The following is a 12,937-nucleotide window of genomic DNA, read 5'->3' on the forward strand; positions in this document are numbered from 1 at the left end:
CTCGCGCCCTCGGCTTACCACTGTCAATGCATCGTTGGGGTTGCTGTCGCATCGCACCGCACGCTTTACGATGCGCCGATGCGTCGACTGCACATGCTGATCTGTGGGCTGACCGTGGCGGCGTTCTTCGGCGTCGCCGGATCGTGGCTGGGCTGGCGGGCCGACGGGGAACTGCCGACCGACGACCAGATGCGGTCCATCGTGGCGGTTCTCGGCGTGGCCGGGCAGGTCCATCGGGACGAGGCGGTGACCACGGATTCGGCGTACGGCGGGCCCACCCCGGTGGACGGGCTCATCGACACGAGCGAGGACATCGGGTACGGGTACGTGCGGTTCCAGGCCTCGGAGCCGCTGATCGATGTGGCGCCGCTGCTGGCTGAGCTGCGGGAGCGTGGCTGGCGGGTCGGTGATGACGGGACGGCGGCCCGGGGTGGCTGGCGTCTCAGCGCCGTGACCGATGCGAACTCGATGGAGGAGTTCGGTGAGGTTCGGGTGGAGCGGGCGGCCCCGCTGTCCGGGGTTCTGCTGACGCTCGGGTTCTGGGTGGTGGGGGCGGTGGCCGGTGCCTGGCTTGGACGCCGGCCTCTCGGGCTGACGTGGTCGTTCGTCGTGGTCGGCGCGATGGTGTTGCTGTCGTGGAGCACCGTGATGGTGACGACGGCGGTGGCCGGCACGGTGCTCGCGGTGTTCGGGACCAGCGGGTTTCCGGTGGTGTGGGCGGGGTTGCCTTACACGTTGATGCCGCTCGCGTTGTACCCGCTGGTCGGGGTGGCGCTGCTGCTGACCCGGGGAGTGGTCGAGTGGCGGCGCCAGGCGGCCTCCGAGGCGCGACCCCGTAAGCGCGTGTGAAGCCGAACCAGCTGGCCTGGCTCGTTTAGCCGGCCCAGCTGGTCCTCAGCGCGGTCGGCAGCGGCTCAGCGGGATAGAAGCACACGTAACGTCATCGTGGACCCTGACCTACGCCATAGCCGGTACCCGAGCACACGCAAGCGAAAGGTGTGCTCCTGTCCACGCCGTGCCAGCCGTCCGTGTGCTGCCGTCCCGGCCGCGGGTCAATGCCGTGCAGTGGCATTTCAAGGTCCCGAGCGGAGTTTCGCGGTCCACGAGCGGCGTTTCGCGGTTCCCAGCAGCAGCTCGAACAGCACTGTGAACCAGCCGGACCGGCCGGCTCACAGTGTCGGCCCGGCGGGTTTGATCACGCGAGCCGGCGTTGCCGAGATGCTCAATCGCCGCGCCGAGCGGTCACCGTGTGCCCGCGCCCTCCGGGGTTGAGCGGTCACCGTGTGCCCGCGCCCTCCGGGGTTGAGCGGTCACCGTGTGCCCCGGCCACGCCCGCCGCCTACCGCCCGCCGCGCACCGCCCGCCGCGCACCGCCCACCGCCCCGCCGGCCCCTCACCGCGCCGACAACAGATGACTCACCTCAGCCGGCCCCTCCGCCAACCCCACCGCCCGCTCCTCAGCCTCCTGATCAGACCCGGTCAGCCGCCCCTCATGCTGCCGCACGTGCTCCCCCCAGCTGGGCACCACATAGGCCTCCACGAACACCCCCGGCGCCTCCCCGTCCCGGAACAACCCCCACCGCACCGCCCCGGTACGTAACCGGCTCAGCCGTACCCTCTCCATCGCCTCCACGAAGGCCTCCGCCCGAGCATCCGCCACCGCATAGCGGGCCGTGATCAGAACCGGCCCGTCCCGGTCCGACGGGTCAAGCGTCAGGTGTGGTTCGGGCCAGAACACGGCGGGGTCGCGGTTCATCCCGCTGGTGTCCCGCAACGGCCACCACCGCAGGGTCACCGTCCCGGCCAGCATCAGCCCGGCGGCTATCACATGGGTCGGGCCCAGGCCCCACAGATCGGACAGCACACCCCAGACCAGCGCCCCCGCGGCCTGCGCCCCGGCGAAGACGATCTGGTATACGGCCAGGCCCCGGGCACGCACCCAGTTCGGCAGGAACAGCTGCATCGACGCGTTCACACTCGACAGGACCATCACCCACGCGACGCCGGCGGGCAGCAGAACCACCACCACGGCAGCCTCCGACGGCACCGCCACCAGCAGCAACAGCACGATGGTGAACGTGACGCCGGCGATCAGCAGCAGCCGGTTCAGTGACCACCGCGCCCGCAGCCGGGGCAGCAGCAACGCCCCGAACACCGCACCGATGCCGACGGCGGCGAGCAGCACGCCGTACCCGCCCGAGCCGAGACCGAGACGCCGGCTGGCGACCAGCGGCAGCAGTGCCCAGAGCGCGCTCCCGGGGATCAGAAACAGTCCGGCGCGCAGCAGGATGCGCCGCACGACGGGGGAGTGGCGGACGTACCGGCTGCCGGACCGCACGGCCGCGGCGAACCGTTCCGGGGCGTCGCCGTTGCCCGTCGTCGCCGGCCGCCAGCGGAACAGCACCAGGGCGAACACGGCGAACGAGAGGGTGTTCAGCCCGAAGACCACGCCGGTGCCGGCCCGGGCGATGAGCAGGCCGGCGATGGCCGGTCCGACGGCGCGGGCCAGGTTCATGCTGATCGCGCCGAGCGCGGACGCCTGCGGGAGCTGCGGGCGTGGCACCAGCTCGGGGATGACCGACTGCCAGGTCGGCGCGGTCACCGCCTGCCCTGCGCCGAGCACGAACGTGAGGGTGAGCAACAGCTCCGGCGGCATGTGATCGGTAACGGTCAGGGCGGTGAGCAGCACACCCACGGCGGTGAGGAACATCTGCACCCCGAGCAGCAGCCGCCGCCGGTCGAACGTGTCGGCGAGCGCCCCGGCCGGCAGCGCGAGCAGCACGATCGGGAGGGTGCTGGCGGTCTGCACCACCGCGACGAGGGTGTCACTTCCGGACTCCTCGACGAGCAGCCACTGGGCGCCGACGGTCTGCATCCAGGTGCCGATGTTGCTCGCCAGCAGCGCAAGCCACAGGCTCCGGAAGGCTGTCACACGCAGCGGCGCCCATGCCGTTTCGGTCGTCACTCCCCATGGCTACCACCGCTGGGTCACGCTAATCGGCCCGCCTGCGCCTTTTATCGGGTACGCGCGACAACCGCCCACAACCGCACATGAGCCTTCCCGCCCCCTCCGGCCGCGACCACCCATGCCCGCTCACGGCCGCAGCGCGACCGCCGGCTCAGCGGCGGCCTCCGTGGTCGCCACCGCCTCCGTGGTCGCCACCGGCTCCGCACCGGCGGCCTCACGCCGCCGGGCCAGCCAGAGCACCACCACCGCGTAACCCAGGATCATCACGATGTCCGTCGCCGCCATGGCCCATCCCAGGTCGGCAGCCGTCTCGTCGACGGTCAGCTCGCCGTGGGCCGCCGCGACCACGCTGCCGATCAGGTTGTTGCAGACGTGCAGCGCGATGGCGGCCTCCAGCCCACCGGTGCGAACCGTCACCCAGCCCAGCACCACGCCGAAGACGAGCAGGTCGGCGAACCCCCACGGCGTACCCCAGCCGTGCAGCGCCGCGAACACCACCGCCTGCGCCAGGATCGGAACCCACGGGCTGCGCAGCCACGTGCCGATGCCCTGCAGCAGCCAGCCGCGGGTCACGTACTCCTCGGCCGCGGCCTGTATCGGCACCACCGCGACCAGCACGACGAGCCCGGTCAGGAACGGTCCCCAGCCGGCGAACGACGCCTCAGCGGCGACCGGTTCAGCGCCGGGAAGCGAAGTGGGCAACGAGGTGATGACGGCGACCAGCAGGACCCCGACGGCCGCCACCCCGAGACAGATCAGCAGCCATTGGACCCGCAGCCGCCCCGCGACCGAGGAGAGCGTGCCGGCCGGCCGGCGCTGGATCCACCGGGCCGCCAGCAGCGTCACGGGCAGGAAGGCGGCGATCGCCAGGAAGAGCATGGCCAGATCGATGAGCGGCCCGAAGCTGGGGTAGCCGTCGGCCCCCTCCGGCCGCCCCGCGATCGCAGCCGCGAGCGTGACCACCAGGAACCCGCCGATCCCGAGCACCGTCCCGGTGACGACGATGAACAGGGTGCCGAGCAGCGTGCGCCACCAGGCGGCCGGCCGGGCCAGGTGATGATAGGAAGTCATGGCCGACATCCTGTCCGGCGGGGACCTCCCCGGACATCCGGCCGGGGTCGGAAACCGGCCCCTAACCATGGATAGAGATATGGCCTCTACTGTGAGGCCACCATGTTCATCCTGCCCGCCCTGCTCGCCGCCGCCCAGCTCCTCCTCTGGCCGATCCTGCCGCTGGTCCGGGACGCCGGCGACGTCGCGGCCGGCACCGGCGTCGCGCCGGGCGCCGCGGTCGTGGTCGTCCTCGCGACACTCGCCGCCGCCGCCGGCCTCACCCAGCGCCGCCGCCGTCCGGTGCACGCCCTCGTCGTCGTGGCCGCCGCGATCACCGCCGCCACCCTCGCGGTGCCGGCCGGCCAGTACGTTCTGGTGCCCGGCGACGCGATCCTGGTCCTGGCCCTCACCGACCTGGTGGCGCTCTACTCGGTGGCCGTGCACCGCCCGGCGCGGACCGTGCTCGTGCCCCTCGGCGGCGTGGTGCTCTGGCAGACGGCGCTGACCACCGTCACCGACGGATTCGCGGTGACCGACGTGGTGCTGCTCACGGCCGTCTACGTGGTCGCCGCCGCGCTCGGCCGGGCCCGCGCCCGGTGGAACGCCGAGCGTGCCGCCGCCGCCCGCCGTCTCGAGGCGGCCCGTAAGGCGCACGCCGAGGCCGCCGACGCGGAACGTCGCCGTCTCGCCCGGGAGCTGCACGACGTGACCGCCCATCACCTGACATCCGTGGTGGTCAACGCGCAGGCCGCGCAGCTGCTCGGCGACAGCCGCCCGGAGCTGCGGGCCGAGGCGCTCGCCTTCGCCGCGCGCACCGGGCGGGACACCCTGGCCGCGCTGCGCCGGCTGGTCGCGATCATGCCGCTGGACGAGCCGCGCGCCGAGGAGGTCCCGTCGCTGGCGGCGCTCGCTGAGGACTTCGGCACGCTCGGCCAGCGGGTCACCCTCAGCCTCCCGGACGGTGAGCCGGCTCCGGCGATCGCCGAGGCGATCCACGGCATCGCGCGCGAGGCGCTCACCAACACCCTGCGATATGCGCCGGGCGGTGCGGTCACGCTTCTTTTCCGGTACGGGGTGAGCGGCGCGGAACTGGTCGTCGAGGATCACGGCGGGGACCCGGGAACGGCCGCGGCGACCGGGCTCGGCGGCGGCCGGGGCGTCACCGGCATGCGGGAACGGGCAGGCGCCCTCGGTGGGACGGTGGAGGCCGGTCCCCGTACCCAGGGAGGTTGGGTTGTGCGGGCGCTGGTGCCGCAGACCGCTCCCGGCGGCGCGGGACGCCGTCTGCGCCGGTGGGCGGGGAGTCGCGCGGTGCTTGACTTCTGCCTGATCCTGCTGGTCCTGGCCCTGCCGCTGGCCGGTCTCGGCTCGGCCGAACTGACCACGGCGGCCTGGTGGGCGGTGACCGCCGCGATGATCGTGCACGCGGCGCCGCTCTGGTGGCGGCGGCGGCATCCCTGGCCGGTACTGGCCGTGGTGGCGGCGACCGGCTGGATCGGCCCGCTGCTGTGCCTGACCCGGGTGGCGCCGGCCGACGCGGGCTGGCTGTTCCTGTTCGGCACGCTGTCCGAGCTGGTCGCGGTGCATGCCGCCGGCAGCTTCGCCGGACCGCCGCGCCGCACCTGGCCCGCCCCGCTGGTGACGCTCTCCCCGGCGCTCGCGCTGGCGGCGACCATGGGGTTCGAGCCGGGTACAGCCGGGAGCGTCCCGATGGCGGTGCTGCTCACCGGCGTCTTCACGGTGCTGTTCGGCGTGGTGCTGATCCCGGCGGCGTACGCGTCGTGGTGGGCCGGCGTCACCGCCCGCGCCCGCCGGGACGGCCGCCGCGAGCGTGAGGAGGGCCGGGTGGCGGCCGTGCTGGCCGGCGCCGAGGCCCGGGCCGCAGCCGAGCGGGCCAGGATCGCCGACGGGCTGCGCGCGGAGGTGCTGCGGCACGCCGCCGACCTGCCGGAGGCAGCCGAACGGGGCGACCTCACGGGGGTGCTCGGCGCGGCCCGGCACGCCCTCACCGCGATGCGGTCCCTGCTGGACGGCCTGACCGGCCCGTCCCGCCGCGACGACCAGCCCGCAGCCGGCCACGCCGCCCACCGGCCCGCAGCCGGCCACGCCGCCCACCGGCCCGCAGCCGGCCACGCCGCCCACCGGCCCGCAGCCGGCCACGCCGCCCACCAGCCCGCAGCCGGCCACGCCGGCCGGCAGCCCGATGACGTGGAGGTGCCGTCATTCCGATCCGTGTCCTGATCGTCGACGACCAGCTGATGGTCCGCGCCGGTCTCGCCGCCATCGTCGGCTCGCAACCGGACATGGAGGTGGTGGGGGAGGCCGGTGACGGCGCCGCCGGGGTCGCCCTCGCCGCAGCCCTGTCGCCGGACGTGATCCTGATGGACGTCCGGATGCCCGGCGTGGACGGTCTGACCGCCACCGCGCGCCTGACCGCCGGCCCGAACCCGCCGCGGGTGCTCGTGCTCACCACGTTCCACCAGGACGCCTACGTGTTCCAGGCCCTGCGGGCCGGCGCCTCGGGTTTCCTGCTGAAGGACTCGGAGCCGGCCGAGCTGGTCGCCGGGATCCGCACCGTCGCGGCGGGCGAGGCCATGCTGAGCCCGGCGGTGACCCGCCGGCTGATCGACGCGTTCGCCACCGGCGCCGTCGCCGAGACGCCCGAACCCGATCCGCGCCTCGGCGCCCTCACCCCGCGGGAGCGGGACGTGCTGGCCGGCATCGCGCGGGGCCGCTCCAACGCGGAGATCGGCGAGGAGCTCGGCATCGGCGTCGGCACGGTCAAGACCCACGTCAACGCGCTGCTCGCGAAACTCGGCGTCCGCGACCGGGTGCAGGCCACCATCGTCGCCTACGACGTAGGCCTGGTCCGCCCCCGCTGAACCCGCCCGCCGGGCCGTGCGTCCGGCCTTTGCGACGCCGCTGTCAGGCCGTGAGCGCGGTCGACCGGACAGAATCGAGCGGGTTCCTCAGCCGGCGGTCCAGCGGCGCTCGATGGTGACCAGGGTTCCGGTGGCGGTCGTGGTGACGCGGACGTCGCCGTACGCGTTCATCAGGATCGCGCCCCGGCCCCGGTCACGGGCCGGTGGGCGGGCCCGCCAGCCGCCGAAGTCCTGGACCTCGATCCGGACCAGGCCGCCGGAGACCCGCAGGCGCAGGTGCACCTCCGGGCGGCTCGGCCGCTGGGCGTGCTCGACCGCGTTGTTGATCGCCTCGGTGGCGGCCACCTGCAGGTCGTAGAGCAGGTCCTCGTCGACGGCGTCGCCCTGCAGCGCGGCCTGCAGGTCCCGGCGGGCGGCGGCGGACGCCCCCGGGCCCAGCGGGTAGGTCCACGCGGTCTCCACCTCCGGCAGGCTGACGTCGCCCGCGGCGGCAACCGGGTCCCGGCGGATCACCACCACCGCTATGTCGTCGTGCTGCGGGCGCGGCACGTCGCCGAGCACCGCGTCGACCAGAGCGGTCAGCGGGGTGCCCGCGGTGAACTCCCGATGCACGCGCGCGCCCAGCCGGGTGAGGCCCTCGTCGATCGACTTCGGGAAGTCCTCCACCAGCCCGTCGGTGAAGAGCAGCAACTGACCACCGGGTTCCAGGCTGCCGGTGTTCTGCCGGTAGTGGGCCCGGGTGAGGCCGAGCGGCGGCCCGATCAGGCCGGTGAGCTGGCTGGTCGGTGCGCCGGGCGCGGAGGCCACAGGTGTCGGGTGACCGGCGCTGCACCACGTGAAAGCGCCGGTCCGCGGGTCGATCCGGATCACCAGCAGGGTCGCGAAGAGCGGCGTGTGCAGGCGGCCCACGAGCGTGGCCACCCGTCCGATCACGTGCGCCGGCGCCGGGTTCTCGACCAGGTACGCCCGGACCGCGTTACGGATCTGCCCGGTGGTGACGGCCGCGCCGAGACCGTGCCCGGCCACGTCGCCGATGCTCACCACGAGCGAGCCGTCGGCGGCCTCGGCCACGTCGTACCAGTCGCCGCCGACCCGGCCGGACGCCGGCCGGTACGCGGTGTGCACGTCCCACCCGTCCAGGGCCGGCACGCTCTCCGGCAGCACGGCCTGCTGCAGCGTGACGGTCATCTGCTGCTCGTGCTCCAGCTGCCAGCTGCTCTGGGTGAGCGACGCCAGCATGTCGGCCAGCGGGGTGAGGATGCTGCGGGCCTGCTCACTGGGCGGGTTGGCCGGGTCGATCCGCACGGTGATGGTGCCCAGGACCGTACCCTCGTGGGCGGTGATCTCGACCTCGACGGACTCGCCCGGCGCGCCCTCGTCGTCGTCGCCGTCGGCGGCGGCGAACCGCAGCTCCGGGCGGCGGCGGCCACCCCGCAGCACGGTGACCGCCGACAGGCCGCCCAGCATCGCGCGTGCCTGATCGGTAGCGGTCTGGAACGCCTCCTCCAGGGCACGGCCGGACGCGATCACGGCGGCCGTGTCGGCGAGCGCGGTCATCTGCCGGCTGTGCGTGGCCCGGACGCTCGCCATCTCCAGCAGGTTACGGATCCGGGCGATCAGCTCCTGGGCGTGGAACGGCTTGACCACGTAGTCGTCCGCGCCCGCGGCCAGGCCCTCCACCCCGGACTCCTGACCGGCCCGGGCGGAGAGCATCACCACCGGCAGGCCGCGAGTCGCCTCGTCCCCGCGCAGCTTGCGGACCAGGGCGAACCCGTCCAGGCGCGGCATCATCACGTCGGTGATCAGCAGATGCGGCCGGTCCCGGCGGATCGCGCGCAGGGCGGCCTCGCCGTCCGCGGCGGTCAGCACCTGCCAGCCCTCGGCGGTCAGCAGTCGGGACAGGTAGGCGCGCATGTCGCTGTTGTCGTCGGCGACCAGGATCCGGATCCCACCGGCCGGCGTCACGTCGTCGTCGCCGCCCTCGTCGGCCAGCCAGCCGGCGGTCTCCACGGCGGCGGCCCGCGCGGCGGCGAGCGGCTCCGGCGCGGGCTCCAGCGGCGGGGCGCCGGCCGGCCGCACCGCGCTCCACGGCAGCACCACGGTGAACGTGGTGCCCTCGCCGGGCGCGCTCGTCACCTCCACGTCGCCGCCGGCCAGCCGGGTCAGCTCGCGGACCAGGGCCAGGCCGATGCCGGTGCCCTCGTGGCTGCGCGAACGCGCGCCGCGGATCCGGTGGAACCTGTCGAACAGGCGGGGCAGCTCGGCCGCGTCGATGCCGATGCCGGTGTCCGCCACGGACAGCCGGACCGCGGTGGCGTCCGACGACAGGGTCACCCGGATCTCGCCGACGAAGGTGAACTTGAGGGCGTTGGAGAGCAGGTTCGTGACGATCCGCTCCCAGTGGCCGGGGTCCACCGCGACCGGTCCGGGCAGCGCCGCGCAGTCCACCACCAGGCGCAGACCGGTGCGCTCGATCGCCGCCCGGAACACGCCGGCCAGGTCCCGGGTGTACCGGGCCAGGTCCAGCGTGCGCGGCTGGGTGCCGGACCGTCCCGAGCCGATGCTGGAGAACGTGAGCAGCTCGTTGACCAGGGAGAGCAGCCGGGTGGCGCTGCGCCAGGCGGTGTCGACGCGGTCGCGCTGCGCGGGCCCGAGCGGTTGGTCGCGGTCGGCGAGCGCGTCGGCCAGGGGGCCGAGCATCAACGTCAGCGGGGTACGGAACTCGTGGCTCACGTTCGTGAAGAAGTCCGTCTTCACCCGGTCCAGCTCGACCAGCGCCGCCGCCCGGTCACGTTCCTCCTGGTACGCCTGCGCGGTGCGGAGGGCGACCCCGATCTGCTGGGCCAGCAGAGTCAGGAACGACCGGTACGTGTCGTCGAGCGCCCGGCTCGGACTGACCCCGGTGAGCAGCACCCCACCGGGCAGGGGTTGAGCGAGCGACGCCCGTACCGGATCGCCGAAGGCGCCACCGGTGAGCGTGAGCCGGTCGCCCAGGTCTCCCACCACGGTGATCTCCCCGCCGGCCGCGGCACGCAGCCCCCAGGGATCGCCGGCATCGCCGTTCAGCGCGACCTGGCCGTCCAGCGCGACCTGGCCGTCCAGCGCGACCTGCGCCGGCAGGTCCACGGCGGCCGCGCCGACCAGCGTCTGCCGCCGCAGCACACCGCCGTCCCGCAGGTAGATCGCGGCGAACGGAACGTCCAGCTGATGCCTGCCGAGCACCTCGCCGAGCCGCGCGCAGGTCTGCTCGACGCCGGCCGTCCCGTCCCCGCCGGGCAGCGCGAGATCGTGCAGCAGCCGCAGCCGGCGCTCACCGACGACCTGCTCGGTCACCTCGCTGCACACGGTCAGCACACCGACCGTGACGCCGTCGTCGTCGCGGGCCGGCGCGTGCGAGACGCTGAAATACGCCTCCTCGCGGTACCCGGAGCGGTCCAGCAGCAGCTGCAGCGCCGGCACCCAGCTCGCCACGCCGGTGGCCATCGCCTCCTCGATCAGCGGCCGCAGCACGTCCCAGCCCTCGGCCAGGGTCACCCGCACGTCCCGGCCGAGCGCCGCCGGATGCTTGTCGCCGATCAGTCCCGAGTACGCGTCGTTGTAGAGCTGGACCAGGTCCGGCCCCCAGAGCAGCAGCATCGGGTACCGCGACGAGAGCACGATCCGGACAGCCGCCCGCAGGCTCTGCGGCCAGCGTCCGATCGGCCCCAGATCCGTCGCCGCCCAGTCGATCCGCGCCATCAGGCGGCCGGTCTCGCCGCCGCCGGCGAACACGTCGTCAGCCGGGGTCATCTCACCGCTCAAAGTCGTGCCATTCCCATCCCCGCCCGTTACCCCGTGGCTGGACTCTCGCACACCACTGCGCGATAGTGCCTCGCCAGGGTCGTACCTCGTCCACCAGCCGGGTATGTTGCCCCGGAGCAACGAGACCACGGCTGGAAGGAATGCATGGCGGACGACGACGGGCAGCGGCTCGCCGCACTGCTGCGTACCGGTCTGGATGCGGTGGCAGATCCGATGTTCGACAGGTTCGCGTCCATGGTGCGGACCGTGCTCGGCGTGCCGGTGGCGCTCGTCTCACTCGTCGACGCGGACCGGCAGTTCTTCCCCGGAGCCTGCGGGCTCGGCGACCCCTGGGCGCAGAAGCGCGAGACCCCGCTGAGCCACTCGTTCTGCAAGCACGTGGTGGACGCCGCGCAGCCGCTGATCGTCACCGACGCCCGGGTCGACCCGCGGGTGCGGGACAACCTCGCCATCGAGGACCTGGGCGTGGTCGGCTACGCCGGAATGCCGGTCGTCGACGCCGACGGGCAGGTGCTCGGGTCGCTCTGCGCGATCGACCACGAGCCGCGCCGGTGGACCGAGCAGGAGCTGTCGGCGCTCTCCGACCTGGCGGCCGCCTGCTCCGACAGCCTCCAGCTGCGGATCGCGTCGTACCAGGCGTCGGACCGCGCCGAACTGGTCGCCGAGCGGAGCCGCCTGCTGCTGCGGGCCAGCATCGCGCTCGGCGCCGCGGCCACCTCCGACCAGGTGGTCGACACGGTACGGGATCTGGTCATCGGCACGCTGGACCCGGCGTACGTCGGGGTCTCCTGGCTGGAGACCGGCGGCCTGATCCAGCTGGCGTCCGGCCGGCTGCTCCCGCCCGACCTCGCGGAACACTGGGCGACGTACGGCACCGAGGTCCGCACCCCCTCCGGGCTGGCCGCGCGCAGCGGGCGCACCGTTGTCCTGCCCGACCTTGCCGCGGTGGCCGAGCAGACGCCGGACGCGCTGGACACGTTCCACCGGATGCAGTGGCAGGCCGCGGTCAGCGTGCCGCTGCCCGGAGCGGGTGGCCCGATCGGGGCGCTGACGTTCTGCTGGAAACAGCGGTACACCCCCGGCGACGCCGAGCACGCCGTGCTGACGGCGCTCGCCGGGTACGTCTCTCAGGCGCTGCAGCGGGCCAGTGCATACGACGACCGGCGCACCGCCGCAGAGACGATGCAGAAGGCACTGCTCAGCCCGCTGCCCGCGCTCGACCACGTGCGGCTGGTGGCACGGTACGCCCCGGCGAACCGCGCCGACCTGGTCGGCGGGGACTGGTACGACGCGGTCCGCCTCGACGACACCCGGATGGCCGTGGTGATCGGCGACGTGGCGGGACACGGCGTGACGGCGGCCGCGACCATGGGCCACTACCGGAGCATGCTGCGGGCGCTGCTGGTCGACAGGTACGACTACCCGTCCGTGCTGCTGTCCCGTTTCGAGCGGGCGGCAAAACTGCTCGGGGTGGGTGGGATGGCCACCGTGCTGGTCGCCTACCTCACCGCCGAGCCGGACGGGGGGCACACGCTGACCTGGGCTAACGCCGGACACATCCCGCCGACGCTGGTGCTGCCGGACGGGACGGTCAGCCAGCTGCCCAACGGGGGGCCGCTGCTCGGCGGGCTGCGCGGGGTGACGCGGCGGACACATACCCGGGCGCTGCCCGCGGGGAGCCGGTTGGTGCTCTACACCGACGGGCTGATCGAGACCCGGACGTTCCCCATCGACGACGGCATCGACCACCTGCATCGCGTGATCACGGATCGTCCGGGGGCGGGCCTGGACGAGCTGGCCGACGCGTCGATGGCGATCATCGCACCGGGCGAGCGCGAGGACGACGCCTCCCTCCTACTGATCGAAACCCTGACCCCACAGCCCCCTGGGTGACGGTCCCGCCCCTCGCCCCCGTCCGCAGTTCGCCAGCCAGCGCGCGCAGTCGACTTCTGTGGATCAGCTGGTCCGGCCGGCTCTCAGCGCTGTCCAAGGTGCTGCCGACAGCACTGTCAACCAGCTCGTGTCGTCCGGCTGGTCAACAATGCTGTCGGCCGTCCGTTTTGTGAACGCTGAGAACCAGCCCGCCCCGCCCATTCCAAGATCTGGCGACGCGAATGCCGCCGATCATCCGGCGGCGCGGGTGCCGCGCCGATCTCGTCGCCGGCGGCGCGAGTGTCCGCGCCGATCTCGTTCACGGCGGCGAGCGTGCCCGCGCCGATCTCGCCGCCTCCCG

The 12,937-nt window shown here is 73.7% G+C and carries 7 protein-coding genes; 4 read left to right on the forward strand and 3 right to left on the reverse strand.

Annotated elements, in window-relative coordinates:
- Window positions 1-78: 78 nt before the first annotated feature.
- The gene (locus AMIS_RS19275) at window positions 79-849 is read left to right on the forward strand and encodes a hypothetical protein (RefSeq protein WP_014444033.1); all 771 of its coding nucleotides are present in this window, start codon (window positions 79-81) and stop codon (window positions 847-849) included.
- A 544-nt stretch (window positions 850-1,393) separates the two neighbouring features.
- Here the strand turns inward: AMIS_RS19275 and AMIS_RS19280 are convergent.
- Both AMIS_RS19280 and AMIS_RS19285 read right to left on the reverse strand, forming a co-directional pair.
- The gene (locus AMIS_RS19280; protein ID WP_014444034.1) at window positions 1,394-2,965 is read right to left on the reverse strand and encodes an MFS transporter; all 1,572 of its coding nucleotides are present in this window, start codon (window positions 2,963-2,965) and stop codon (window positions 1,394-1,396) included.
- A 129-nt stretch (window positions 2,966-3,094) separates the two neighbouring features.
- Window positions 3,095-4,039, reverse strand: coding sequence for a CPBP family intramembrane glutamic endopeptidase (locus AMIS_RS19285; protein ID WP_051042066.1), 945 nt, complete (start codon window positions 4,037-4,039; stop codon window positions 3,095-3,097).
- A gap of 102 nt (window positions 4,040-4,141) precedes the next feature.
- Between AMIS_RS19285 and AMIS_RS19290 the strand changes: the two genes are divergently transcribed.
- Together AMIS_RS19290 and AMIS_RS19295 are read left to right on the forward strand one after the other, a co-directional pair.
- The gene (locus tag AMIS_RS19290; protein ID WP_014444036.1) at window positions 4,142-6,262 is read left to right on the forward strand and encodes a sensor histidine kinase; all 2,121 of its coding nucleotides are present in this window, start codon (window positions 4,142-4,144) and stop codon (window positions 6,260-6,262) included.
- Between the two features lie 17 nt (window positions 6,263-6,279).
- Window positions 6,280-6,903 (forward strand): response regulator, encoded by a 624-nt coding sequence (locus AMIS_RS19295; RefSeq protein WP_014444037.1) that lies wholly within the window; start codon window positions 6,280-6,282, stop codon window positions 6,901-6,903.
- A gap of 87 nt (window positions 6,904-6,990) precedes the next feature.
- Here AMIS_RS19295 and AMIS_RS19300 read toward each other — a convergent pair whose 3' ends face one another.
- Entirely contained in the window at window positions 6,991-10,692 is a 3,702-nt protein-coding gene (locus tag AMIS_RS19300; RefSeq protein ID WP_014444038.1) for a SpoIIE family protein phosphatase, read from the reverse strand.
- 156 nt (window positions 10,693-10,848) lie between these two features.
- Here AMIS_RS19300 and AMIS_RS19305 point away from each other — a divergent pair, with 156 nt between their 5' ends.
- Window positions 10,849-12,597, forward strand: a complete 1,749-nt coding sequence (locus AMIS_RS19305) for a SpoIIE family protein phosphatase (protein WP_014444039.1) — start codon at window positions 10,849-10,851, stop codon at window positions 12,595-12,597.
- The last annotated feature ends 340 nt before the right edge of the window (window positions 12,598-12,937 follow it).

This window comes from Actinoplanes missouriensis 431 (genome assembly GCF_000284295.1).
In the GTDB taxonomy this organism is placed as follows: domain Bacteria; phylum Actinomycetota; class Actinomycetes; order Mycobacteriales; family Micromonosporaceae; genus Actinoplanes; species Actinoplanes missouriensis.

Excerpts from the sequence above, each read along its gene's own strand:
- AMIS_RS19275 (WP_014444033.1), top strand. The coding sequence starts at position 79 with ATGCGTCGACTGCACATGCTGATCTGTGGGCTGACCGTGGCGGCGTTC.
- AMIS_RS19285 (WP_051042066.1), bottom strand. The coding sequence starts at position 4,039 with ATGACTTCCTATCATCACCTGGCCCGGCCGGCCGCCTGGTGGCGCACG.
- AMIS_RS19290 (WP_014444036.1), top strand. The coding sequence starts at position 4,142 with ATGTTCATCCTGCCCGCCCTGCTCGCCGCCGCCCAGCTCCTCCTCTGG.
- AMIS_RS19295 (WP_014444037.1), top strand. The coding sequence starts at position 6,280 with ATGGTCCGCGCCGGTCTCGCCGCCATCGTCGGCTCGCAACCGGACATG.
- AMIS_RS19300 (WP_014444038.1), bottom strand. The coding sequence starts at position 10,692 with ATGACCCCGGCTGACGACGTGTTCGCCGGCGGCGGCGAGACCGGCCGC.
- AMIS_RS19305 (WP_014444039.1), top strand. The coding sequence starts at position 10,849 with ATGGCGGACGACGACGGGCAGCGGCTCGCCGCACTGCTGCGTACCGGT.